Genomic DNA, 25,524 nt, shown 5'->3' on the forward strand with positions numbered 1-25,524 from the left:
AAGATTTCAGACGAAGGGATAAATAATGCGAGATACAAAAATATGAATAAGAGATTTCTGTATTTTAAGAAGAAGTTACCTATTGCCAGCATCTTAATTCTTTATAGCGATGAAACCTGAAAAATTATACCATTTGAAGAATGTCTCAATATGGGAGAATCCCGCTTCTCTAAACATCTTAATATTTTCAGTTAGTTTATAGGGGATCAGGACATTCTCTAAAGCTTCCCTTTTCTGCGATATTTCCATCTCACTATAGTTATTTCTTCTCTTATAGTCGTAGTAGTATTTGATGAAGTTCCTGTTGAACAGACTATCCTCAGCAAGAATCTTTTCGGAAACTATGAGCACCCCGCCATCAGTAAGGCCATCAAATATCTTTTTAATGAGTTTTTCTCTGTAAATAGGCCTGACGAATTGCAGGGTAAGACAAAGAATAACAACTGAAGCATTTTCAATTTTAACTTCTTCATGCAAATCGCCAAGAACGAGCTGATAAGGCCTAGTGAAATTTGCTTCTTTAAGCTTCAAATCACATTTCTTCAGCATTTCAGATGAATCATCCACTCCAATGAATCTAATTGATTCATCGACGTATTGATTCAGCCCAATCATGGTCGTTCCGGTAGAACAGCCCAAGTCAATTACGTTTGTGTTGGGTACCGCATGCTCAATAGCCTGCTCGATTATCATTCGCTGAATCTCGTTGTAAAATGGGACTGAGCGTTCCACCATGTCGTCGAATGCGTTCGCTACCGTAGCTCCAAATTTGAAATCCGATGGTTTCTTTATCTCCTCGCTAAATACCTTGTCTGATACTTGTGTGTTCTTCATGAAGTAATCTTCAGTTTAAATTAGATTATTGAGATATGCTTAACATAACCCGCTGTTAAAATTAAATCTAATGACTGATATTTTCTCTGGTTTTAGTAAAAGTTTTTAAATGCAATAAGAAAGCATTGCGTTGTTAGCTACACGCCTACCGAAAGCTGAAGTCACAAAATAAAAACCTAAATTGTTTTCAAAATTCGTCAGGCACCCCACGGCCCGGTGATGGCCAAAGTGAGTCCAGGGGACTGTATATTTATAAATAGAGTATTACCTGAAGGCGAAAATACGGGTCCGGCAAATTCAGATTTGCTGTACCCGATATTCTTTGCGATTAAATAAGTCTTGCCTTCAGGTGTAATACCAACAATTCTTGCATCAGATTTATCTTCACAAATAATCACATCTCCCCAGGGTGCAACTGTTAGATTATCACAGTTCTGGAAGATTGTTGTGTCGTTAGGTTCAATGTATAGCTCCAGTTGTGCAGGAAATTCATTTTCTCTGGGCTTGCCTTCATATTTGCTGGGTGTGTACTTGAATATCTGCCCGCCCTTGTTTGAGCCACCATCAGTGCACGCAAAGAAAAGTTCCTTTTTGCCATACCAAATTCCTTCACCCCTGGAAAAGCGGGCTGCTCCCAATTTAAAACCCCGAAGCCTCAGGTCATTATCCGGAGCTTCAACGTTATCGAGATCGACCCATCGCACATTGAATGTTTTCTTTTCAGGAAATTTGTCGCTCGTGAGATTTGGCCAATTACGTGTATCAGCGCTAGCCCATTCATTAATAACTAAACATTGCAGCTTACCTCCCTTATGTAGATTTTTCTTCTTGTTAGGAAGATAACGGTAGAAGAGACTGTCACCGGTATCTTCTGTTTGATAAACAATACCTTCTTTGGGATGAACTGCTACCGCCTCGTGCATAAACCGGCCCATGGCTTTTATTGGCACAGGTGGAGTCAGACCAACCTTATCAGTAGCGAAAACTTCAAAATTATAACCATGATCCTGTTCCAGCATGCCATTTTGCCCACCCTTTACCAGGGTCGTTTCCTCGCAAGTAATCCATGAATTCCAGGGCGTAATCCCACCGGCGCAATTTCTAACTGTGCCGATCAAACTCAAATATTCCCGTTCAATTTTTTGGAGTTTCTCGTTATATACCAGAGTTGTGGTACCCCCATAACACATAGCCTCAGTCTTGCCAAAATCGTAGATGTTATTTTTGTCGATTTTACTTAAAAGTTCGTTGTTCTTTCCAAACGGACCCAAAGCAGTCGCGCCCGGCGATAACTCGTGGTTCCTGATCATAATCATTTTATCTTTTTTCCATTCAAATACGCCCATACCATCGTATGCTCCAGGTGATAAAAGACCATCGGTCATTACATCACCTTTACGGGAAATCACCTTTGCGGAAAACCCCTTGGGGAGGCTTAAAATATCCCCTTGGTTATAACGTAGAGGGCCATATTTACCATCTGAATATGATTCTACAAATCCAAAAGTAGCTGCATGTACTGCAAGTTGGTTTAAACCTAAGAACCCCAGACCTACTAATCCGCTGGTCTTGATAAAATCTCTTCTTGAATTATTCATGTTATAAAACTAATGTAAAGAGTTGACAACAGGATTAACATTTTATTAAGAAACAGTACCTCACCCATGGACAAATATAAGCGTGATATGTTCCGTTGCTGAAAATAAGAATCAAACTCCAAACATTCAAAAAGTTGAAGATAACATAACATCAACTTCACGTACCCTTTTCTGACATCACATACCTTTGCGGGAAAGAAATTATCTATGCCCACGACAAATCTTGATCAGGTAAGTAATGAACTGCAAAGCAAATTATACGTCAGATATAGTAAGCCAGAAGCGTTACACGGTAAAAATCCTACACATGGTACGGCAATAAATCGTGAAAAATACCTGGACGTAGATACCACAACACTGCGAAATCTCGGGAACGGTCCCGATCAAGATGCTGAAACCATCCAGGACCTTGATTGCGATCTATGGGAAGGAATGCACCTAAAGTTTCGAGATTTTGTCAATAAATACGGACATACAAATATACCCGGCCATCCCGATTATGAGACACTAAAGGATTGGATCAACAGACAAACACTGAATAAACCGTTCTTGTCTGAAAGTCAGTTCCTTAAGCTGGACAAGTTGGGTTTTAACTGGAACATCGCTTTAAGCAGGGATCATGCGTGGGACCTCATGATTAGTCGCTTAGAAGATTTCCAGAAAAGAATGGGACACTGCCGGGTACCCTATAACTGGGAGGAAGATAAGCAGCTTGCACTGTGGGTTATGCGGCAAAGAAAGATGAATTTGCAAGGCAAGATTCTTGGGTATCGCAAACAATTGCTTGAACAAATAGAGTTTACCTGGTCGATACAAGAAACATATAATATACAATGGGAGAATTACTTCAGGCAATTGACTGATTTCCACCAGAAATATGGGCATTTAAATGTTCCTGGCAAGAATATAAAATTAGTTAGCTGGATGGAACGGCAACGGTTGTCGAAGAAAAAAAAGCTGCTATTCTCTCATCGTGAGCAGCGCTTGACTGAAATTAATTTCATCTGGGGTTTTGACGAGGTAAAGCTAAAAGACTGGGATGCAAAATACCGCCAGTTGGTTTGTTTCTACAAAAAGCAGGGACATAGTTTCGTTCCGGTAAAATTTAAAGAGAATAAACAGCTTGGCAATTGGGTCGCTTTGCAGCGAAAACTCCAAGCCCAGGGCAAACTCTCCACTACGCGAATACAGAAATTAGATAAACTTAATTTTGTTTGGACAGACCAAACCCGTACAAGGTTGCAATTAGAATACTCTTCTGCATGGAAAGTGAATTTTAATAAGCTTGTGGCGTACAAAAAATCACATAATACCTGCCAGGTATCATTAAGAATCGACCCTTTACTACAAGCCTGGACGGTTTGGCAAAGAAAAATGTATTATACAGGTAGAATGCTTCCTGCAAGAACCGCCCGATTAAACAGTATTTCCTTTCCCTGGAATATAAACGAAGGTTATTGGGCACAAATGTTTGATCACTTGTCGTCATTTTACAATCGCTTCGGCCATACCAGGGTGCCCTCACAATGGGCCGAAAATCCCAGGCTTGGAGCATGGGTTTACCGCATAAGAATTGAAAAACATAAGTTGGAAGCTAATAAAATTGCCTTATTGAATGAAATGCATTTTGAATGGACAATACACCATAAGAAGGTTGAGGGGTGGCCGGCAATGTATGCGCGTCTCTTAGAATTCAAACAACACTTCGGCCACAGCAAGGTTCCAGTTAGCTGGGAAAAAGACCCTAAACTCGGGAAATGGGTTAGCCGCATGAGAAATGAAAAACAGAAATTGAGCAAAGAGCGGCTTTCACTTTTGCAAGCCGCAGATTTTCATTGGTAAAAGAAATGCTTATTGAAGTATCGCAGGTTTCTAATCAATAATAAGAGCACGCTTGTCGGAAACGCCTCTAAAATCAAGAGGCATCTGTTGCGCCCACAAATCATAATATTCCCCTTTAGATTTAATTAATTCCTCGTGCTTGCCTTCCTCAATTACCAAACCCTTGTCCAATACAATTATTTTATCAGCGTTTAATATGGTACTTAACCGGTGAGTAATAACAATAACAGTCTTATTGGCAAGCTTCAGCATCCTAATCATGTGCTGCACATACTGTTCCGATGTGGAGTCGAGGGAGGATGTTGCCTCATCTAAAATCAGGATTTCAGGGTTACGATATAAAGCTCTCGCAATAGCTATCCGTTGTCGCTGACCGCCCGAAAGTGTTGCGCCATTCTCTCCCAAATAAGTTTGAAAACCCTTTGGTAAACTTTCTATAAAATCGATAATACCCAGTTGACTGGATATGTCAATAATCTTCTGGATATCCGGATCGTAATCGCCAAAAGCTATATTATCAATTACATTGCCCGCGAAAAGGTCTACTTGCTGAGGCACTACGGAAACCATGCTCCTGAGAGACGAATTCTTTATGTATTTCAGGTCATATTTACCTATACGAATATTACCATTCTGGATAGGGTAAATATTCTGAAGCAAGGACATTAGAGTTGATTTCCCCGAACCACTCTCTCCAACGATAGCCGTAAATTCACCTTTCGAGATAGTCAAATTTAAATCATCAAAAACGTTTAACCGCGTACCATAGCGAAAGGAAACGTGTTGAAAAATGATATCTCCCAGTTTATCTGGAGTTATGTCGACTTGATTTTCTTCACTTTCCCGCTCCAGATCCATAATTTCAAATAACCTGTCAGCGGCAATAACCGCATCCTGCACGGTTTTGTTCATACCAATTAACGAAGAAACCGGGCCTGTGAAATAGCCAATTAATGTATAAAAAGATAACAATTCGCCGGGTGTAATTCGATTATTCAATACATAACCTGCACCAACCCATAATAAAACGATTGTTAACAAGCGTGATAACAATTCCGATGAAGTACCCGAGAAAACTGAATTCATACTGGATTCATAAACCGTCCCCAATAGCTTAATAAACCGAGTCTCCGTTTTCTCATTGGCATGCTCTTCCACTCCAAAACGCTTAATTGTACCAATTGAATTAAGACTTTCCACGAGTTGAGATTCTAACTCAGCGGAATCTTGCATTAATTTACGCTGCGCTTTTCTGTTGAGTTTATTTGTAATGGCATAGATCAAAGAATAAAGCGGAATAGCGGCAAGCATGATAAGGGCCAATTTCCAGTAATAGGTAAACATCAAAATGAAGGAAAAAATCACAATGAATATATTGACCAAAAAGTTGATGCTTACATCATTCAAAAATGTCCGAATCTTTACTGCGTCGTTTATCCGTGACATAATTTCGCCAACCCGCATGGCATCAAAAAATTGCTGAGGCAGTTTCAATAGATGCTTATAATACCCCAGAATTAGCTGGGCGTCGATCATCTGTCCGGTTTTAATTGTAAAAATGGTTTTGGCTACCCCAATAAATAATTGAACTAATAATAGGAGAATCATAGCCATACTCATCATATTAAGCAGGTTACGGTTACCGTCTACCAAAACGAAATCCACAAGTTTCTGTACGAATATAGATGTGGATAAACCCAGAATCGTGTAAATTATAGCACCAAAGAGCGCCTGCACCAAAATGCCTTTATGTGGATTGATTAAGTGCCAGAAACGAACATTTATTGATATTTTCTCATTCCCGGCTTGAAACTCCTCGCCTGGAAGCAGTAATATTAAAACTCCTGTCCATTCCTGTTGAAATTCTTCATGTGTCCTGTGGTAGATTTGCCCGTCACCAGGATCCATGATTTCAATATATTTAGTTGTGGTCTTGTAGATAACCACAAAATGTTGCAACACACCCTTAACAATTATATGAGCTATGGAAGGCTTGGGGATTTTAAACAAACTTTCAAAGGGCCCTTTTACACCTTTGGCTTCGAAACCCAATTTCTGTGCGGCTTCAATCATACCCAGGACGTTGGTTCCTTTTTTATCGGTACCGGCAAATTGTCGAATACGGGCAACTGGTAAATTTAATTTATAATGGGATGCTACGGATGCCAGGCAAGCCGCACCGCAATCGGTAATATCGCGTTGTTTTACTTTGGTTATCATTCAGCATTGTATAAATAAAACCGTTAAAGTATCTAAAACAACCTCTTCAGTTTTTTAGAAAATTAAGCCTGGTTAGCTGGCTATTTTTACACTCAAATAAGGTTTGGGTTTACCCAATCATCCACTTTATCAAATAGCAATTGGTATAAACTTCGTTCGGCAACGGAAAACCGGGCGGTAAAATTCATCCCCTTTCTTAGATAGCCTTTATAACCATTCTTCAATTGCAAATGGTTTTTATCTAAGCTACACTTAACCTTAAACACCGGTTGATTATTGTTAATTACTATGATATCATCCGAAATATCCAGCACTTTACCATTTGCCAAACCCCATTGATTGTAATTAAAGGCTTCTACCTGCAAACTTACCTTTTGACCTTTACGAATAAGGCCTATGTCTGACGGTTTGATATAACAGAATGCAAGAAGGTTTGTATCTGGGGAAATTTCTCCTATTTTCTGACTAGCAAACACATAGGCCCCTTTTTGCAAGCCTGCAATGTTCTGCAATGAACCAGTAATTGGGGCTCTAAGGATATATTGTTTCTTCTGTTCATTCAACTCTGCCTGCTGGCCGGTTAGTTGACTCAATTCATTACGATACTGACTGGCTTCTACCTGCCATTGAGATCTATATTTTTTGCTTAAAAGCAACTTTGCGGATTTAGCCTGATCGTATTCGAATTTAAATTTTTCGTATTCCGAAGCAGTAATTGCTCCATTCTGATGTAATTTTTCGTAGCGCTTAAATGTACGTTCAGCCTGGTCTGTAGCATTACGGGAATTTTCAGATTCCTGCAAAAACTGCTGCCAGGATGCATTATACTGCCCCGTTTGAAGGTTAGGTGTATTCAGGGAGGTGGACTTTAATAATTGGTTGAGATCCTGCAATAGCTGGCTTATCTGAAGGAGGCGGCTCTGCACCAGGCTATTTTGCTGCTGTGGCAAAACAGCGTCTATAACTAGAACTGTATCTCCTTTTTTTATTCGCAGGTTGTCCCTCATATTCAACTGTATTAGCCTGCCGTTTACAGGGATAGTCAGTTCGGTTTTTTCTTGCGAGGGTTGTAAAAGGCCAGATCCTTTAGTGCTGATTGAGATTTTAATAAATGGGAGACTTACAATAGCTAGGAATAAGATCACCAAAGTTGAGATGTATATTAGACTACTCTTGGTGCTGATTTTATATTTATAAGTTATAGCTGTTTGTGAAATCGCACCTGCAGAAAATAATGGGATACAGTACTTGTTCATGGGAAAAGCGTCTTAACAAGTTTAAATCCGTTATTTCCCAGGATCACTTAAGTGTGGCGCAATTCTGCGATTCTTTGCCCGGCGTGGATCTAAACTCCCATGAAACTAAATACAAACATTTTCACCCTAAAAATAACTTAGGGTAAGGATGCCTTGATTGAGTTAAAGGTGTATTAGAACCTAAAAGGAAAAAGAGATTGGAAGTTTCTAGATGCCTGCAGGAAGCAGTGTAGATAAACAGGTTATATCGTACACTAATTGGGTATAAGTGCCTGTTCATGTGCCAATATCGAAAATGGCAGAATTAAAAACATGAGTTTGCTCATTCAGGCAGACAGTCAACAGCCCGCCTGAATAAGCATATAATTATCTCATTATTTCTCTCGCTATCACAATTTTCTGGATCTCAGACGTACCCTCTCCTATCGTACATAACTTGGAATCCCTGTAAAATTTCTCAACCGGAAAATCTTTGGTGTAACCGTATCCACCAAAGATCTGTACGGCCTCGGTGGCTGCTCTCACACAAACTTCAGATGCAAAATATTTCGCCATTGCAGATTGCTTGGTCACATTTTTGCCCTTGTTCTTAAGATCAGCAGCACTCATGATTAACAGTTCAGCAGCTTCAATTTCTGTGGCCATGTCCGCAATCTTAAAGGATATTCCCTGGAAACTTGATATAGGCTTGCCGAACTGGTGACGTTCTTTTGAGTAGTCGACTGCAGCTTTAAGAGCGCCTTTAGCCATACCAAGTGAAAGGGCAGCAATTGAAATTCTACCACCATCAAGGATATACATGGCTTGCTTGAAACCTTCGCCGACGTTCCCCAGCATATTCTCCTTTGGAACACGGCAATTGTCGAAGATTAATTCTGTTGTCTCAGATGCACGCATCCCAAGCTTGTTTTCTTTCTTTCCAGAAGTAAAGCCAGGAGTTCCTTTTTCGATAACAATAGCAGAGATGCCTTTAGAATCGCCTTTCTCGCCCGTACGGACCATCACCACAGCTACATTGGCAGATTTACCATGAGTGATCCAGTTCTTGGATCCATTAACAACATAATGATCTCCGTCCAACACTGCAGTGGTATTCATCCCCATGGCATCAGAACCGGTATTTGCTTCTGTTAGTCCCCAGGAGCCTATCCATTCCGCAGTAGCAAGTTTTGGAAGCCAGCGTTTCTTTTGTTCATCATTAGCAAACTTAAGGATATGTCCTGTGCACAAGGAGTTATGTGCAGCTACGGAAAGGCCGATAGAACCGCATACCTGTGAAATCTCAGATATTACATGTACGTATTCGTGATATCCCATGCCCGAACCTCCGTATTCTTCGGGTACCAGAACCCCCATTAATCCGAGTTCGCCTAATTTCTTGAAAGTATCTACTGGAAATGTCTGTGCTTCATCCCATTCCATAACATAAGGACGAATATGCTTTTCAGCAAAATTACGTACCATGTCTATAACCATTTGTTGATTTTCTGTTAAATGGAAATTAATCCCACCCTGATCAGGGTTTATTGTTGATTGCATAAGTATAATAATTGGTTATGCGCAAGTTAGCAATTATAGCACCAATATGAGTTATACGTTGTACGTTCTACGTAGTAGGTTATACGTTGTAGGTAATAGGTTTTAAGTAATAGGTTATACCTTATTGAAGACAGGATTTTTCAAGTGTCGTATGCAACGTAAAACGTACAACTCTCTTAGTAGGATATCAGCGTAATAATATTATCCGAATCAACCTTTAGTTTTTCCCTGCCGTTCAGGAAATCCAGGCTAATAACGAAAGAATAACCAGCTACAACCCCGCCCAGGCTTTTAACCAGCCTTGTGGCGGCCGAAACTGTACCTCCAGTTGCAAGAAGGTCGTCGTGAATCATTACCCTTTGGCCCTTTAACAATGCATCTGTATGCATTTCCAGGATAGCCGATCCATATTCCAGTTCGCAAGGTTCCTGTATCGTTTCCGCAGGCAATTTACCCTGTTTCCTTATCGGGACAAAAGGAATCTGCAAGCGGTTTGCAAGCATCAGTCCAAACAAAAATCCCCTGCTTTCTATTCCTGCGATCACATCGATTGTGCCTGTATCCATCCGGCTTACGAAAGCATCTATGATCTCAGAACACAATTTTGCATCTTTTAAAATGGGTGTGATGTCTTTAAAAACTATTCCTGGTTTCGGGAAATCAGGAATATCCCGTATGGTCTTGTTCAGTTTTGTACTGATCATGGATCGAAAGCTAAGTATGGTTCAATTTTACGGATAATTTCTTCATCCAGCAGAAGAACTTTCTTCAAATCATCCGGGGAAGAATAATTACCATGTTGCTTGCGATACTGTATGATCGCATTCATTTGTTTAAAGCTGAGATAAGGATGGGTTCTCAACTCTTCAAAATCTACTGTATTAATCTTTATCTTTTTTACTGATGAAGGATCGACAGTTATTTGGCTTTCCAGTTGAGAATATTTCAGGGAGTCTATCCCATAAACCTGCCTCAATTGCTCCTTACTATAAAAACCACCCAACCTGTTCCTGAAGCGGATTATTCTTGAAGCAAAGGCTGGCCCAATTCCTCGTAGCTGATCCAGCGTCAATGAATCGGCTGCATTTAATTCTACAACTAAATTCTTCTTCTCTGCTTTCCGGTTAATACCGGCAGCTACCGGTAGTTTCCGGTCGCCAAACGATTGGGGCTTACTCTCTTTTATTTGAATGTAAGGTTCCAGCTCTTTAAACTGCCCCTCACCAATCGAGTATATTTTCTTCAAGTCTTCCCGCTTATAGAACTTACCGCCTTTCGAAGTGTAATTCTTAAGCACTTTTATTTGCTTAGGCGATAGTCCCAACTTCTGCCAATCCGATGAAGACGCCGTATTCGGGTCGAAAGCAAAATACCCGGGCTTGAGAAGATTCTCTTCTACTTTGTCCTTAAACCTATCATAATTATTCTCCCTTTTCCGTGCTGAAGCCTTAAATGAGATAATCTCCTGCTGGAACCGGGACAGGTCATACTCTTCCTCCCTGTCGAAAAACCTGTAACAAAAAGGGAATGAAAGAATCAGACTTAGCAGGAAAAACAGAATTAGTATCCCGTTCAGTTCCTTTTTGGAGAAGCTGAAATAATTAATCAATTGTCGTTTCATGGCTTGCTAATTAAAGCTCTGCCAGGCTCCATATCAGACACGTAATTTTACATATCTTTAATGAAAGATTGTTCGGGAAAGAGATAAATGATACTAAATGTAAACTAATATTTTGAGAATTTTGATACTGGTCTAGTGGCCGGAACTGAGATGAAGATCATTACCAAAGCGGACTTTTCTAAAGCCGCCAAAATCGACAAAGTTTACCTGCCGGGATTGGCTTCATTGCTTATGGAGGTGATGAAAATTAATGAGGTGAATGAAGTCTTTGAAAAGGCGGAACACCTGCAGGGGCCAACCTTTGTCGACAAGATCCTTCAGGTCCTGGGCGTCACCGTGGAGTTCGACGAGACAGATCTGAATCATATTCCGAAAGAAGGGGCTTTCATAGCCATTGCCAACCATCCTTATGGCGGTATTGAAGGACTGGTTTTGCTAAAACTTCTCTGCATGGTCAGGCCGGATGCTAAACTAATGGCCAACTTCCTGCTTAAGAAGATCCCCAACCTGAGCGATTATTTTATCGCCGTTAACCCCTTCGAAAACATCGAACATTCATCGAGCATCAGCGGCATTAAAAGCACACTTCAACTCCTGCGATCCGGCACCCCGATAGGGATTTTCCCGGCCGGTGAAGTCTCTACGTTTAAATTCGAAACACAGCAGATCACTGACAAACTGTGGCATCCGGTCGTAGGTAAAATCATCGCGAAAGCGAATGTTCCGGTAGTACCGGTATATTTTCACGGAAATAACGGGCTTTTGTTTAATCTGTTAAGTTTCATCCATCCGTCTCTGCGCACCGCCAAGTTGCCGTCTGAATTATTTAACAAGCATGGACATAAAATAAAAGTGAGGATCGGGAAACCGATTCTTCCTTCTGCCATTTCCTTCCAAAGCAATACTATCAAACTGCTAGACTTCCTTCGCGCCAGGACATACGCCCTCGGTACAGGACTTGAAAACGAGAAGAAGATCTTCAATCCCCGTAAGATCTTTAAGATCCGCAAAAAGCCTAAACGCATCGTAGATGCTATTCCTGCTGAAGTATTAGAGAGAGAAATCGAAGGTTTGAGCGATTATAAAGTGTGGAAAGAAAGGACTTACGAAGTATACATCTGCCCTACAACTGATATTCCGCATATTATAAAAGAGATCGGCCGCTTGCGCGAGATTACCTTCCGTGAAGTGGGTAAAGGAACCAATAAACAGATCGACCTCGACGAATACGATATTTACTACCGGCACCTTTTTATATGGGATACGCAGACAAAAATGATTGTAGGGGCTTACCTCATTGGTAATGGAGATGAAATCTTTTATAGCAGAGGAAAGAGAGGCTTCTATACCGCCGAGCTCTTCAAAATAAAAACCAGTTCTACCCTATTTTAAGAACAAGCCTTGAGCTGGGTCGTTCCTGGATAAGGAAAGAGTACCAGGGGAAACCACTCCTCCTTTTTCTTTTATGGAAAGGCATCCTAAAATACCTGCTTGATAACCCGCAGTACCGTTACCTCATCGGTCCGGTGAGTATCAGCAACAGTTTTACCAAATTGTCGAAGTCTTTGATTGTGGATTTCATCAGCAGCCACCATTTTGACCATGAACTTGCCCAATATGTAAAGCCGCGTAAGGCATTTAAAGTCGACTTCTCAAAGATTGATAAGGACCTGCTTTTGGAACCCAATAATACTCTTAAGGACCTCGACAGCCTGATTTCTGAAATAGAAACAACCCACCTGAAAGTACCAGTCCTACTCCGTCAATACCTCGCATTAAACGCCAGGATTATCTGCTTCAATATCGATCCTAAATTCTCAGACAGCCTGGATGGTTTCCTTGTGGTTGATATGGAGAAGATTCCTGAGGAGATGCTGGAGAAGATCGGTAAGAATCTATAGCTCTAATCTTTACTTGTGGTGTAGCATAAGTGTAGCTTAGGTATAGCTAAGGAAGTTCCATCCTACGTTTATCCTACGTTTATCTTACGATCAGGGTATGGTCGGGAAATGATTTGAACTGGCCTGTCCGGTGGGTTAGGTTTAATATACGAATATATTTTCATAACTACAAATTTGGATATCATGTTATTTTATCGTATATTTAATGTTAACTTAATGTTAAACATTGGCTCTATCGTGCAAATACGGCTATAAAATCATATTAATGCTTCTTCTGATCGCATCAACAGAACGACTTGCGGCTCAGAATTTCAGCTTTGAATTCTACGATGGCACTTTCAACTTTGAGCTTGATCAAACTTCTGATATTCCTTTTGATAAAGGATTATCGCAAAGTTCTGTGGAAAGTTTTTACCAGGACATCAATACGAGCAAATATCAGTCTCTCATTTCAAGACTTCACGAGTACAAGGAGAAATATCAGTTGAACGATTGGATTTACTATCAATTAATCCGTAAAACAGCCCAGCAGATCAGTCCGAAAGCCGATAATTACCACCGATATACCTTATACAAATGGTTTCTCCTGACTAAATCGGGCTATGATGCACGATTGGGTATTGGTAAAGACCGTTTGATTTTCTACGTCAGGAATGAGGAGAATGTAAACGACATCCCATTCTTCATGGAAGACGGGCACAAATACATGTGCCTTAATTACCACGATTATGGTAAGATCGATTTTGTGAAAGAGAAGATCATTCCTGCAAAGATCATTATCCCTGAAGCTAAAGATTCTTTTTCCTACAAAGTTACCCGCATGCCGGATTTTAAACCCAGCACCTACACCCAGAAGAATATCAATTTCGAATATGGCCAGCGTTCATACAATTTCCAGGTAAAGCTCAACCCGGCTGTTGATGCGATCTTTGCAAATTATCCGGGGGTCGACTTTGAAACGTACTTCAATATCCCTTTAAGTAAGGAGACTTATCGTTCCTTGATCCCAATCCTGCGGGAAAATGTTAAAGGTATGAATCAAAAGAAAGGTGTAGACTACCTCATGCGCTTTACGCGATATGCCTTCCTGTATGAAAATGACGAGGATAACTTTGGGAAAGAGAAACGCTTATCGCCGGAACAGACTTTATTATCTAAATACAGCGACTGTGATGATCGTGCTGCGCTTTTCTTTTATCTGGTTCGCGAAATCTATAATCTTCCGATGATTGCTCTCCTTTATCCTACCCATATTAGTATGGCGGTCCAGTTTGATAAACCGGCTGGTAATTCAATTATCTATAAAGGAGAGAAATATTCGGTGTGTGAATCCACACCACAGAAAGAGGATTTAAAGATTGGGCAGATTGCTTCGAATTTGAGAAGGGTTTCTTATGATGTGGTTTATCAGTACCAGCCTTAAGAAAACAAAAAAAACCTCGCCTAAGCGAGGTTCTCTATTATATTATTGGGCCTTTTACTTCACTTTCCCAGCTGCGTCATAAGGCATTACCTGTGGGTTATAATTTGCCCATCCTGCTGACCAATCTGTACTTCCAAAAGCACCTCTGTAAGCTACTTTCTCAAAAAATGCATCAGCAACTTTTGCGTTTGTAAATACCGCACCAGTTTCAGCAGCAGAGCCAGCCTTCACGGTGAACGTTGGAGTTCCTTGTTTCGAACCTGCGATAATATCCGGAGCGTATTTGTACGGATCAGTAATTAAAACATCTCCGTACGAAGCTGCGGTGAAGGTGTTAGATGCTCTGATCATCGATTCAAAGTCTGCTTTATTCTCGCCTTTCACTTCATTGTTCTTCGAGTTGGTGCCGAAAATCAGATTGTTTTGGAAAACTATTTTACCAGTTAAGTAATTAGAACTTGTTGCTTTCGGTACGGAAACCCTGGAATCATCTATGTAAATACCTTCAGTATAGCCAGTAAAGATAGAATTCAAGATACTTAACGACGAGTTTCTACGAATCTGAGCAGCGTGCTGGTAGTTAGCATTAAATCCACTCATATTTGCAGCAGAAAGAGGACCAACCACAGTAACATTACTGAACACGGCGCCAGTAAGCGGAGTTTTAGCAGATCCTGATCCATCATTATCTGTTTCAAAACCGTTCGATCCGGAAATATCGGCCAAATTTATAAAACGCTGTGCAAGGGCAAACTGCACCTTACCAGAGTAACCAAAGTCAGCATCAAAATCATCATCCAATGTTCCAATTGCTAATAAATGTTTCGCGTTAACAGTTCCACCAAAGAACTCAAAAGCGTCATCACCTGAACGATAAACTTGAATATAATCTAAAGTCGTTCCGGAACCTACACTTCCAAGTGTCAATCCATTAATTTCATTATCCGGAGATAAAGGAACACCAGCAAACTCAATCCTGACGTATTTCAATGTCCCAGAATTATCTGCAGGATCAGTACCACCATGTGATGTTTTAGTTGCGTCTGAAGTAGAAGTGATTCCTTCAATTGGAGTATCATTTCCCTGGTTATTAGGAGCTTTACCTAAAATTACAATGCCACCCCAATCACTCGCAGCTCTGGCACCTACAGGTTGATTGGAAGTAAATACTATTGGTTTATCTACTGTACCAATAGCGTTTATTTTGCCACCTCTATTTATCACCAATGTAGCTTTTGATGCTTTATCGCCTTTAATCAAAGTGCCCGCTTCAATAGTAAGAGTAGCACCACTGGTTACATTAATGATGTTCTTAATCAGATACATCTTATCTGCAGTCCAGGTTGTGTTTGTTGTAATATCAGTGCTTACTTCAACCGCGGTACTTCCTAAAGGTCCAGTTCCACCCGGGGTATCATCTACTGTACTTTTTTTACATGCTGTAGTAAAAATCATAGCAATTAATGCTATTAGAATTCCTTGTTTTTTCATCATTTTTTTGGTTCAAATTAATCGTTTCAATTAAGAAATCTTTCTCAGCAAATGTATTCCTACAGCTTAACTTAATTGTTAAGGTCAAATAAAGCTTGTGTTAAACGGTGTTAAGCTTATGTTAAAATGAGTAGTTGAATGACAAGGAATAGTTACTTCCAGTTCTGAACCTGCTTATTGTTTCATCTGATGATGATGCAGAATACTTCTTATTAAGATCGCGATCAAAGTACAACACGTTATTATTATTCAATATGTCACTGGCGTTAAATTTCAGTTCACCCTTCGACTTCATGATCCTATATCCAAGTTGAAAATCTAATACATCTCTTGGAGCCTCATAGACACTCGGAAACTGTTGTCCCCCGGATTTGTATATTCTTCGTCCGCTTCTATTATAGAGTAAATTCAAGTTTAGCTTATTGTTTAAAGCTGTATGCTGAACACCTGCATTAATCACGTATGGTGACTGCCCGATAAGTGGTCTTTCAGTTTCAATCTGGTTAGCAATTACAGGGTTTTGTACCTTAGATTGAATAAGAGAAAAATTAGTGTAAACTGTCGTGTTCTTAAAACCTGGCTTAGAACTAAGGAATTCTAAAGTCTTTCTCATTTCTAATTCTGCACCGTAAACATTAGCCTCTTTCGAGTTAAAATAGGTAACATTAGCAGTTGAATTAACATCATAAATGGCAGACTCAATCGCATTAGTAAACTTCTTGTAAAAGGCAGAAACTGAAAATATCTGTCCGGCTGATGGGAAAAATTCAAAGCGAAGATCACCGTTATCAATCAGTGAACGTTGCAAATCAGGATTTCCTTGTTGAATCGCAAGAAGTTCGTAATCGTAATAAGCAAATGGCGCAAGCTCTCTGAATTCCGGGCGAGCTAAAGTTCGGAAGTAAGATGCTCTGAAATTGCTTTTTGGAGTAACGCTAAAAGTATAGTTTACAGATGGAAGTATATCAACGAAGTTCTGGGAAACGGGTTTGATGTTACTGTCAAAAGTGCTTAAATTCAAGTCATATTGCTCAACCCGAACACCATATACTAACCTCGACTTCTCACCTAGCTTATTATCCATCATTAGGTAAGCCGAATTAATTAATGAATTTGCGGTATAATTATCAGCAGCATTTCCAATCTCATCTAGTTTATATTTCCCTTGATTAATAAGGTCAAGATCAAACAAAGTGTTTAATGGCCTTTGGCGGATCTGATTGGCATCAGGGTCCATCGGATTTAATAGCATACCGAGGAATCTCACGTTAAACAACCTATCTCTGAAGCTCGAAGCAAGTCCAGCTTTGAATGTTGCACTCTTTTTGCCCATCTGAAATGGTAAAGTGTAATTTACCTCACCGGAATATCCATTTTCATTCAGATCTGAAAACAAACGAGTGTTTTCTTTCCCTATTGTGGTTATACTAGCATTGTAAAGTGCGTTTGGATTGTTTCTGTCAGATATATTACGGGTGTAATTCACTTTCCGCTGATCCGGCTGATCATTCATAACATTACTAAAGCCCAGAGTCCATTTTATTTTTGCACTCTTTTCTCCCAGTCCATGTTCTCCCTCCAATGCTGTTTTAAACAAACTTTTTTGAATAAGATCGAATGCATAAAATCTATTATCACTACTTGTCGACACATTGGTACCGGTCCGGTTTGTATACATGTCATCAAACGTGCGATTGTATATATTTTTTAATGTTAAACGTGTTTTCTTATAGTTGTATGCGAAATTGGCCAATGCACCTACATTGGTAGAAAATTTATATTGGTCGTCCAGATAATCAAACACGTGATATTTCCGAACGATATCTTCATTTGTATTTTGTGAATTCCGATAGCTTAATGATACGATAGCGCCAAGGCGATTTCCTGACTTCTCAAAGTCCTTTACACGGCCTACTGTGAACTGATAATTCTGACTCATGAAAGCTCTGCTATCATTAGCATCGAATCCCTGCGGTAGTGCTCTTAAAGAGGCGTTGTTCTTAAGCGGACCGGCAAGATTGTTGACAACAATCCTAGTTGAAGGAAAGTTATCTGGTATCTGTCTCAAACCATTGTCGAAACCTAAATAGTCAGTGAAGTTTCTCGAACCACCTTGGAAACTTTTGAAGGTAGTTTGAGAGTTAAAACCGTAACCTATCCCAAATGACATAAAGTTATCATCCGGAATATCTTTTGTTACAATTTGAACAGATCCTCCTGCAAAATCTCCAGCAAGATCGGGCGTAGCTGTTTTACTGATGACAATATTATCGATAAGATTAGCTGGTACAATATCAAATGAAAATGCTTTCCTATTAGGTTCCGTACTTGGCAAAACACCATTATCAAGAGATGCAGAATTGTATCGGTCAGAAAGTCCTCTCACAATAACAAACTTATTGTCTTGTATTGTCGTTCCGCTTACACGTTTAAGAACTTCACCGGTATTCCTGTCAGGAGACCTTTTTATAGACTCTGACGAAATCCCATCACTTACACGCACACTGTTCTTCTGTTGCGCATACAATCCATTTATCGTTTCTTGTCGCAATGTTGCGGTCACCACAACTTCCTGCAACGCTTGCGAACTCGCTTCCTCAACACTTACATCAAGGTTAGTGGTCTTACCCGCCAATACCTCAATCTCAGTAATGTTCTTAGATTGATATCCTATGTAAGAGAAAGTCAGGCTGTACTTTCCTGGTGTTAAGTTTCCCAGGGTATAACGTCCTTCCACATCGGTTGACGCTCCGGCAGTACCGCCAGTAATTTTCACCGTTAAGCCGATTAACGACTCACCAGTCTTGGTATCTGTTACCTTTCCTGAAATTTTTCCCGCCTGCTGACTGAAAGCCGAATGTGAAATTAATAAGAAGGATAGTAAAAAACTGATATTTAATATAAGAAGCTTGTGTTTCACTTTGTTGAGGTTTTAATTTCAGCAAAGGTATTACCACAATGTTAACTGATCGTACCGATAGGGTTAAGGAAGATTAACCATTATGTAAACTGGAAGTTAAGGAGGTTAAGTTAGTGTTAAGAGGTTTGAGGACTGAAGTCGGAGGTCTGAAGTCGGAGAAAGCACGGAGGTTAAAATTAATAGCCTTAGCTCCCATAAGAGCTACGGCCATCTCATACTTCATACTTCATATCTCAGTACCTAATCCCAACTTTCTTAAACACAAAATGCAGCAGCCATATCGGCCCTATTAGCAAGAACCTAAGATCGTCAAAGAATGAGGGCTTCTTCCCTTCAATCTTATGCCCGATAAACTGCCCGATCCAGGAAACTACAAAGATGACCAGGCAGACCTGCCACATTTCAGGCCAGCCGTTGTTGTTGTGGAGTTTTTCAAGTGAAACCACACCGGCACTGAAGATCATGATAATAAGCAGCATGGCATAAGAAAGCACGGGCGACAGTTTGTAATAATAGTAAACCGAAAAAGCAATCAGGAAAGAAGCCCAGTTCACAAACCCATTATATTTCCCTAAAAACTCGAGGTGCGGAAAAGGAATAGCCCAAACCAGTCCAAACAAGCTGAAAACGATCAGCGGAACGCAGATCCAATGAATAAGCTCATTGGTATGGTTTTGATGGCTTTCGGCATACTTATCGAACAAGACGTCGACCGGCCGTTGCTGAATTTGTGTCCCCATAAATTATACTACCTCAATTAATCATGGCAAATTAGTAATTCGTAATTCTTATTCCTCTACCCTTAACGGCCAATACTACTTCGCATAAGCCACCGATCTCGTCTCCCTTATAACGGTCACCTTTATCTGCCCCGGATAAGTCATCTCCGTCTGTATCCTGTTGGAGATATCAGCGGCAAGAATCTCAGCCGCCGCATCAGAAATACGCTCACTCTCTACAACCACACGTAATTCTCGTCCAGCCTGTATCGCAAATGTTTTTTCAACTCCTGGGTATGACAATGCAAGCGATTCAAGTTCTTTTAATCGTCGGATGTAACTTTCTACCACTTCGCGTCTGGCACCCGGTCTTGCGCCTGAAATCGCATCACACGCCTGTATAATCGGCGATATCATGGAAGTCATTTCCACTTCATCGTGGTGCGCACCAATTGCATTACAAACTTCCGGATGTTCTTTATATTTTTCCGCCAGCTGCATACCTAAGATAGCGTGAGGAAGTTCCGGATTATCATCGGGCACCTTACCGATATCATGCAGTAAGCCTGCACGTTTCGCCATTTTAACATTAAGCCCCAGTTCTGCTGCCATGGTTGCGCAAAAATTGGCTACTTCACGTGAGTGCTGTAATAGATTCTGTCCGTAAGATGAACGATAACGCATTCTTCCTACCATCCGGATCAACTCAGGGTGTAAGCCGTGTATTCCCAGGTCAATTACCGTACGCTCACCTATCTCTACAATTTCATCTTCGATCTGCTTTTTAGTCTTGGCTACAACCTCTTCAATCCTTGCGGGATGAATACGCCCATCAGTAACCAGGCGGTGCAATGCCAGGCGAGCGATTTCCCTTCTTACCGGATCAAATCCCGAAAGAATAATCGCTTCCGGTGTATCATCAACAATAATCTCAATTCCTGTTGCAGCTTCTAAAGCACGGATATTACGTCCCTCACGGCCAATAACCCGGCCCTTAATTTCATCATTTTCAATATTGAAAATAGAGACGGTGTTCTCAATAGCGCTTTCTGTAGCCGTACGCTGAATGGTTTGAATAACAACCTTTTTAGCTTCTTTTGTAGCGGTAAGCTTCGCTTCGTCAACGATATCCTTAATCTGGATCATCGCCTGGGTCCTTGCTTCTTCTTTAAGTGAATCGATCAGCTGGTTTCTTGCATCTTCAGCAGATAACCCTGCGATGGCTTCCATTTGCTGGATGTGCTGATTCTTAAGCCCTTCAACCTCTTCCTGCTTGGCTCGGGAAGTTTCTATCTGTTTCTCCAGATTGGCTTTCACCACATCCAGTTCCTGTTCTTTTTTGTTAAGATTGTCGATCTTTTGATTGATAGACTGCTCTTTTTGTTTAACAGAATTTTCGCGCTGGTTGATGGTATTATTCTTACTGTTGATCTCCTGTTCGTGATCCGCTTTCATCTGAAGGAATTTCTCCTTCGCCTCCAGCAACTTATCCTTCTTTAAGATCTCAGCATTTGTTTCTGCGTCTTTAAGTATTTTCTTGGCTTTGTTCTGAGCTCCAATCTCCTGGTTCCGAAGAAGCTTCCTTAAAAGAAACCTTCCAATGACCACCCCTGCGGCAAGACCGAGTAAAACATAAAGCACTATCTGTAGTATATCCATAATTATTTAAGTATAAAAAAACCGCAACTAAATTTAAGCATCATGTATTATAAGCTTCATCCATTAGCGGGGTCTTAGCCATTGGTCAGGTGCTTAAGCAGATGACCGGCATTAAACCCTTCAATATTGAAGTGTTAAGCTTTAAATAGTGAAACTTAAAAATTTAACTGCGGTTAAATCTTTATTGCTCTATGTCTAAAGAACGATATTACTTTGCAAAGAAATCAGTTAATAGCTGGTCTAATTCATAAACTTTGTCTGCCACTTCCGTGTCTACATTCATCACCTTTTTCTCTGCTTTCAGCGTAGCTGTAGCATAGTGTAATACACACATGGATAACAAATCCTGTTTATCTCGTACCGCATAATTGTCCTGGTATTCTTTTATACGGTCATTTATTATTTTAGCTGCCCTTCTTATAACTTCTTCCTCTTCCATGTTTACCTTTAAAGGGTAAACCCTGTCAGCAATATTTATTTTTATGGAGATTTCTCCCATTTGAGCTTGTTCACTAGGTATTACTTTTTAAGCAATACAATACACTTATCTATTTCGCGTACAAATTCGGTAATTTTTTGCTTTATGTCAAGACTTTTTTCACTCACACCCAATTCATTTGTAGGCATGCCTTCCAGCGAACGTGCCAGGGTCATCACACGCAATTTTTCTTCAAGGTCTTTTACCCGTTCATCCGCAGATTGAAGATTTTTCTTTTGGGAATCGTTCTCCCGTTTTAACAGCGCATTCTCCTCCTGTAAAGCCACACAGAGGTCGATGAGCCTGCCTGTTTTATCTACTACTTTACTGAGTTGATCTGCTACCGTCATTGAGTTTTAAGTTCTACTTCCTTATCTCCGCCCCTGCTTGCTTCTCGAAATTAAGAATTAATTTTTGCATGATGGCGTCAATCTGCTTATCAGCAAGAGTTTTCTCTTCATCCTGCAGTAAAAAGCTTAATGCGTAGGATTTCTTTCCTTCGGGAAGTTTATCGCCTACATACACGTCAAATACATTCACTTCTTTTAAAATCCCCTTCTCGGTTTTCAATGCGATCTGTTTCAACTGATCGAACGAGACATCTTTATTGAGAAGCATGGAAAGGTCGCGCCTAACGGATGGGAACTTAGATACTTCGCGATAAGCGATCTTATTATTTCTGACTGAACGGATTACCAGGTCCCAGTCAAAGTCAGCATAGAATACTTCTCCCGATATATCAAGTTTCTTCAATACAGCTTTGGAAACTGAACCGAATTCAACCAGTGCTTTCTCGCCTTTGCGATATGCTATCCCTGACGAGAAATTAGCGCTTGAAGCATCATTGGACACCAGGCCCTTAATATTCATCCGTTGAACGATCTGATCCACTGCAGCCTTCAGATTATAAAACACGGCTGCTACTTGTTTAGCGCTCCAGTTTTCTGTTTCTATAGCACCTGTGATAAAGATTGAAAGACGCTGGTTCTCTTTGTAATTCTCGCCATCCATTTGGTAGACTTTCCCAAACTCATATAACTTAAGATCTGCATTTCTGCGATTCTGGTTATAAGAGATTGCTTCCAACCCGGAGAAAAGAAGGCTTTGGCGCATCACATCCAGATCGCCGCTAAGCGGGTTCAGGATTTTAACTGCCTGCTCTGGCTCCGAAGAATAGCTGAGCTTGGTAAGAGAGTTGCTCAAGATTTCCATGAAGCCGTTCGCTGTTAGTAAGTCAGCAGTTTGGTTCTGGAGAACTTCCTTGTCTGGTTTTGCTGTATAGTTCAGCGAAGCTTTAATCTGAGAAGGGATTTCGATATTATCATACCCGTGAATCCGTAATATCTCTTCAATGATATCAACCTCGCGTGTAACGTCCACCTTGTAAGCCGGAACCTGGAGCAACATCCCTTCTTTGGTTTCAGAGATAATATCTATCCCTAATCCCTTTAATGTTGTTCTGATTTCTTCTGGGGAAATCTCCTTTCCTATCAATCGGTTAACGTTTCTGAAAGAGATCTCAATATCGAAGGGGCGTGCCGGTGTCGGGTAAATGTCTGAAACCTCAGAAGAAATAATTCCGCCCGTAAGTTCACAGATCAGCATTGCAGCTTTCTTTAGCGCTAATACCGTCATCTCAGGATCTGTTCCGCGTTCGAAACGGAAAGATGCATCAGTCTTTAGTCCATGACGTTTTGCAGTCTTACGAATGGATACTGCATTGAACCATGCGCTCTCCAAAAAGATCTTTGTTGTCCCGGCATGAACCCCTGAAGAAATTCCACCAAATACACCTGCAATACACATAGGATATTCCGCGTTGCAGATCATGAGGTCCTCAGCAGATAATTTACGTTCCGCCTCATCGAGCGTTTTGAAACTAGTATTCTCCGGACAACTTTTAACGACCACCTTCTGACCTTTAATTGCATCTGCATCGAAGGCATGTAATGGCTGGCCGAGGTCGTGTAGTATGTAATTGGTAGCGTCAACCACATTGTTTATCGGGCGTACGCCAATTGCATTCAGTTTTTCTTTCAACCAATCTGGTGATTGGTCTACCTTAACATTACTTATAGTTAATGATGAATAGCGCGGACATGCATTTGTGTCTTCCACACTTACAGGAATAATCAGAGAACTATCCTTTACCTGGAAGTTTGAAACATCAGGCATTGATAAAGGGATTTGCAGTATTGCTGAAAGGTCGCGTGCAACACCCAAATGCGAAGCCGCATCCGCACGATTTGGAGTAAGCCCTATCTCATATACAAAATCATCCTGCAGATTAAAATAATCCTTTGCCGGGGATCCAATTTCAGAAGCGGCATCAAGAACCATAATTCCATCATGGTCATGGCCCAGCCCAATCTCGTCTTCGGCACAGATCATCCCTTCGGACACTTCTCCTCTGATTTTTGATTTATTGATTTTAAATGGCTCTCCCGTAGTAGGATATATAATGGTATTTACTGTCGCAATAACAACTTTCTGGCCCGCTGCCACGTTGTTAGCCCCACAAACTATTTGAAGATCTTCAGACCCGCCTACATCTACTTTAGTAACTTTTAAGCGGTCGGCATTCGGGTGCTGGCTGCATTCCTTAACAAAACCAATCACCAATCCTTCCAAACCGCCCGGTACTCCCTGCACTTTTTCAAGGCTCTCAACCTCCAAACCTATATTGGTCAGGATCAGAGAAAGTTCTTCCGGTGATTTATCTGTCTGAATGAATTGCTGCAGCCACTTATACGAGATCTTCATGTTCTAAAAATGATAAACGACAAAGATAGTAAGAGATGCGAGATTTGGGATGAAGGAAGCAAGATTTCCGAGCTTATTCAATTCTGACTCTCGACAAGACCGGTAAATGATCCGAAGGGTAGCGCTCGTCTTTAGAATCAGATAATATCCCATACTTAAGTACTTTAAAGTGCTTGCTGGTAAATATATAATCGATCCGGTCCTTCAATGGCGCTGGAAATTTAAAGGCGTTGAATGTTCCTTCCGGGCCGTAAGGCGGTTGCTGGCTTACTTCCCGTGTATCGTTCAGGAATGTTTTAATCGTATCAACCGCTTCGGTTTCTGGAGTGACATTGAGGTCGCCTGTTAGAATGACTGGCAGGTCGCCGGCAATAATTGGAATCTGCTTCTGGATCAGTTCTGATGATTTAACCCTCGCGAGCTCTCCTATATGGTCGTAGTGCGTATTAAATACCACAAACTCCTGCTTTCTGGTCTTATCGTACAAGCGTATCCAGGTACAAAGCCTTAAGATTGCAGCATCCCATCCTTTGGAGGGAACTTCCGGCGTTTCTGATAACCAGAAATGCCCAGACTGTCGTTTTACAAAGCGGGTGGGGTTGTAATAAATTGCGACGAACTCGCCATCTCTTTTCCCATCATTTCTACCGACACCTTCAACTGCAAAGCCGGTTGCGGTTTGAAGATAATCGACCTGGTCGCTTAAACCTTCCTGGATAGCAAGAATATCTGTATCATAGAACTTCACCAGGGATTTAACCCATTCCTTACGGTTAGGCCAGGCATTAATACTATCGCCAGGATTATTATACCGGATATTATAGGACATGACATTCACCGAGCCATATGGCGCTTGCTGGGCTTTTAAACCGGAGCAGAGGAAGATAAATGCGAACAGGAAAAGTACTTTTTTCATTTGTAAATTAGGTTAGTATGCCTTCATCGGCGAAACTCAAAAAACCATGGTCTGTTATGATCAGGTGGTCTAATACAGGAAGGTCCAAAAACAGACCCGCTGACCTGAGCTTTTTGGTTAGTTCGATATCAGAATGGCTTGGCTTTAAATTTCCCGAAGGATGATTGTGTGCTAAGATAACGGAAGCTGCATGATTTTCAAGTGCTATATTGAAAATGATCTTCGGATCTGCAATGGTCCCCGCCTGCCCGCCCTTACTTATAAGGTGCTTTGAAGTCACACGGTTCGCGCGGTTCATTAACAGTATCCAGAATTCTTCATGATTCAAATCTTTAAACTGGGAT

Annotated in this window: 20 protein-coding genes; 4 read left to right on the forward strand and 16 right to left on the reverse strand. The window is 40.8% G+C overall.

Translation table 11 applies throughout. The features are described from left to right. Positions 1-93 precede the first annotated feature (93 nt). Both cmoA and WBJ10_RS14235 read right to left on the reverse strand, forming a co-directional pair. Positions 94-834, reverse strand: a complete 741-nt coding sequence (gene cmoA, locus WBJ10_RS14230; RefSeq protein WP_424291431.1) for a carboxy-S-adenosyl-L-methionine synthase CmoA — start codon at positions 832-834, stop codon at positions 94-96. 197 nt (positions 835-1,031) lie between these two features. After that, on the reverse strand, positions 1,032-2,432 hold the full coding sequence (locus WBJ10_RS14235) for an alkaline phosphatase PhoX (protein WP_424291433.1): 1,401 nt from the start codon (positions 2,430-2,432) through the stop codon (positions 1,032-1,034). A 207-nt stretch (positions 2,433-2,639) separates the two neighbouring features. Between WBJ10_RS14235 and WBJ10_RS14240 the strand changes: the two genes are divergently transcribed. After that, positions 2,640-4,274, forward strand: coding sequence for a helicase associated domain-containing protein (locus tag WBJ10_RS14240; protein ID WP_424291435.1), 1,635 nt, complete (start codon positions 2,640-2,642; stop codon positions 4,272-4,274). Between the two features lie 30 nt (positions 4,275-4,304). Here WBJ10_RS14240 and WBJ10_RS14245 read toward each other — a convergent pair whose 3' ends face one another. The 5 genes from WBJ10_RS14245 to WBJ10_RS14265 all read right to left on the reverse strand — a co-directional run bounded on the left by WBJ10_RS14245 (position 4,305) and on the right by WBJ10_RS14265 (position 10,910). Beyond that, positions 4,305-6,494, reverse strand: coding sequence for a peptidase domain-containing ABC transporter (locus WBJ10_RS14245; protein ID WP_424291437.1), 2,190 nt, complete (start codon positions 6,492-6,494; stop codon positions 4,305-4,307). Positions 6,495-6,586: 92 nt separating this feature from the next. After that, complete coding sequence (locus WBJ10_RS14250) at positions 6,587-7,750, reverse strand: HlyD family secretion protein (RefSeq protein ID WP_424291439.1); 1,164 nt, start codon at positions 7,748-7,750, stop codon at positions 6,587-6,589. A 366-nt stretch (positions 7,751-8,116) separates the two neighbouring features. After that, a complete protein-coding gene (locus WBJ10_RS14255; RefSeq protein WP_424291468.1) occupies positions 8,117-9,256 on the reverse strand; it encodes an acyl-CoA dehydrogenase in 1,140 nt (379 codons plus the stop codon). 209 nt (positions 9,257-9,465) lie between these two features. Beyond that, positions 9,466-9,993, reverse strand: a complete 528-nt coding sequence (locus WBJ10_RS14260; protein WP_424291441.1) for an adenine phosphoribosyltransferase — start codon at positions 9,991-9,993, stop codon at positions 9,466-9,468. Further along, entirely contained in the window at positions 9,990-10,910 is a 921-nt protein-coding gene (locus tag WBJ10_RS14265; RefSeq protein ID WP_424291443.1) for a helix-hairpin-helix domain-containing protein, read from the reverse strand. The genes WBJ10_RS14260 and WBJ10_RS14265 overlap by 4 nt, the downstream gene beginning before the upstream one ends. A gap of 135 nt (positions 10,911-11,045) precedes the next feature. Here WBJ10_RS14265 and WBJ10_RS14270 point away from each other — a divergent pair, with 135 nt between their 5' ends. The 3 genes from WBJ10_RS14270 to WBJ10_RS14280 all read left to right on the forward strand — a co-directional run bounded on the left by WBJ10_RS14270 (position 11,046) and on the right by WBJ10_RS14280 (position 14,234). Then, complete coding sequence (locus WBJ10_RS14270) at positions 11,046-12,302, forward strand: lysophospholipid acyltransferase family protein (protein WP_424291445.1); 1,257 nt, start codon at positions 11,046-11,048, stop codon at positions 12,300-12,302. 161 nt (positions 12,303-12,463) lie between these two features. After that, positions 12,464-12,811, forward strand: a complete 348-nt coding sequence (locus tag WBJ10_RS14275; protein ID WP_424291447.1) for a hypothetical protein — start codon at positions 12,464-12,466, stop codon at positions 12,809-12,811. Positions 12,812-13,076: 265 nt separating this feature from the next. After that, positions 13,077-14,234 carry a hypothetical protein gene (locus WBJ10_RS14280; RefSeq protein WP_424291449.1) on the forward strand — a complete coding sequence of 386 codons (1,158 nt, stop codon included), beginning with the start codon at positions 13,077-13,079 and terminating at the stop codon, positions 14,232-14,234. A 54-nt stretch (positions 14,235-14,288) separates the two neighbouring features. On the opposite strand, the gene WBJ10_RS14285 is transcribed toward WBJ10_RS14280, so the two are convergent. The 9 genes from WBJ10_RS14285 to WBJ10_RS14325 all read right to left on the reverse strand — a co-directional run. Then, positions 14,289-15,728 (reverse strand): hypothetical protein, encoded by a 1,440-nt coding sequence (locus WBJ10_RS14285; RefSeq protein WP_424291451.1) that lies wholly within the window; start codon positions 15,726-15,728, stop codon positions 14,289-14,291. A 118-nt stretch (positions 15,729-15,846) separates the two neighbouring features. Next, positions 15,847-18,645 carry a TonB-dependent receptor domain-containing protein gene (locus WBJ10_RS14290; protein ID WP_424291453.1) on the reverse strand — a complete coding sequence of 933 codons (2,799 nt, stop codon included), beginning with the start codon at positions 18,643-18,645 and terminating at the stop codon, positions 15,847-15,849. Between the two features lie 233 nt (positions 18,646-18,878). Beyond that, positions 18,879-19,385: a DUF962 domain-containing protein gene (locus WBJ10_RS14295; protein ID WP_424291454.1), complete on the reverse strand. Its 507-nt coding sequence runs from the start codon at positions 19,383-19,385 to the stop codon at positions 18,879-18,881. 75 nt (positions 19,386-19,460) lie between these two features. Beyond that, entirely contained in the window at positions 19,461-21,023 is a 1,563-nt protein-coding gene (gene rny / locus WBJ10_RS14300) for a ribonuclease Y (protein WP_424291456.1), read from the reverse strand. Positions 21,024-21,231: 208 nt separating this feature from the next. Further along, positions 21,232-21,522 (reverse strand): cell division protein ZapA, encoded by a 291-nt coding sequence (locus WBJ10_RS14305; protein WP_424291458.1) that lies wholly within the window; start codon positions 21,520-21,522, stop codon positions 21,232-21,234. 20 nt (positions 21,523-21,542) lie between these two features. After that, positions 21,543-21,851, reverse strand: coding sequence for a hypothetical protein (locus tag WBJ10_RS14310; protein WP_424291460.1), 309 nt, complete (start codon positions 21,849-21,851; stop codon positions 21,543-21,545). Between the two features lie 13 nt (positions 21,852-21,864). Further along, on the reverse strand, positions 21,865-24,264 hold the full coding sequence (pheT, locus tag WBJ10_RS14315) for a phenylalanine--tRNA ligase subunit beta (RefSeq protein WP_424291462.1): 2,400 nt from the start codon (positions 24,262-24,264) through the stop codon (positions 21,865-21,867). Positions 24,265-24,337: 73 nt separating this feature from the next. Further along, positions 24,338-25,180 carry an endonuclease/exonuclease/phosphatase family protein gene (locus WBJ10_RS14320; RefSeq protein WP_424291464.1) on the reverse strand — a complete coding sequence of 281 codons (843 nt, stop codon included), beginning with the start codon at positions 25,178-25,180 and terminating at the stop codon, positions 24,338-24,340. 7 nt (positions 25,181-25,187) lie between these two features. Continuing rightward, on the reverse strand, positions 25,188-25,524 hold a 337-nt coding region (locus WBJ10_RS14325; protein ID WP_424291466.1), incomplete at its 5' end, for a JAB domain-containing protein.

Origin of the sequence: Daejeonella sp., assembly GCF_049655485.1 — a bacterium.
Classification (GTDB): Bacteria; Bacteroidota; Bacteroidia; order Sphingobacteriales; family Sphingobacteriaceae; genus Daejeonella.

Coding starts and splice junctions, on each gene's coding strand:
- cmoA (WP_424291431.1), bottom strand. CDS start 834: ATGAAGAACACACAAGTATCAGACAAGGTATTTAGCGAGGAGATAAAG.
- WBJ10_RS14235 (WP_424291433.1), bottom strand. CDS start 2,432: ATGAATAATTCAAGAAGAGATTTTATCAAGACCAGCGGATTAGTAGGT.
- WBJ10_RS14240 (WP_424291435.1), top strand. CDS start 2,640: ATGCCCACGACAAATCTTGATCAGGTAAGTAATGAACTGCAAAGCAAA.
- WBJ10_RS14245 (WP_424291437.1), bottom strand. CDS start 6,494: ATGATAACCAAAGTAAAACAACGCGATATTACCGATTGCGGTGCGGCT.
- WBJ10_RS14250 (WP_424291439.1), bottom strand. CDS start 7,750: ATGAACAAGTACTGTATCCCATTATTTTCTGCAGGTGCGATTTCACAA.
- WBJ10_RS14260 (WP_424291441.1), bottom strand. CDS start 9,993: ATGATCAGTACAAAACTGAACAAGACCATACGGGATATTCCTGATTTC.
- WBJ10_RS14265 (WP_424291443.1), bottom strand. CDS start 10,910: ATGAAACGACAATTGATTAATTATTTCAGCTTCTCCAAAAAGGAACTG.
- WBJ10_RS14280 (WP_424291449.1), top strand. CDS start 13,077: ATGCTTCTTCTGATCGCATCAACAGAACGACTTGCGGCTCAGAATTTC.
- WBJ10_RS14285 (WP_424291451.1), bottom strand. CDS start 15,728: ATGATGAAAAAACAAGGAATTCTAATAGCATTAATTGCTATGATTTTT.
- WBJ10_RS14295 (WP_424291454.1), bottom strand. CDS start 19,385: ATGGGGACACAAATTCAGCAACGGCCGGTCGACGTCTTGTTCGATAAG.
- rny (WP_424291456.1), bottom strand. CDS start 21,023: ATGGATATACTACAGATAGTGCTTTATGTTTTACTCGGTCTTGCCGCA.
- WBJ10_RS14305 (WP_424291458.1), bottom strand. CDS start 21,522: ATGGGAGAAATCTCCATAAAAATAAATATTGCTGACAGGGTTTACCCT.
- WBJ10_RS14310 (WP_424291460.1), bottom strand. CDS start 21,851: ATGACGGTAGCAGATCAACTCAGTAAAGTAGTAGATAAAACAGGCAGG.
- pheT (WP_424291462.1), bottom strand. CDS start 24,264: ATGAAGATCTCGTATAAGTGGCTGCAGCAATTCATTCAGACAGATAAA.
- WBJ10_RS14320 (WP_424291464.1), bottom strand. CDS start 25,180: ATGAAAAAAGTACTTTTCCTGTTCGCATTTATCTTCCTCTGCTCCGGT.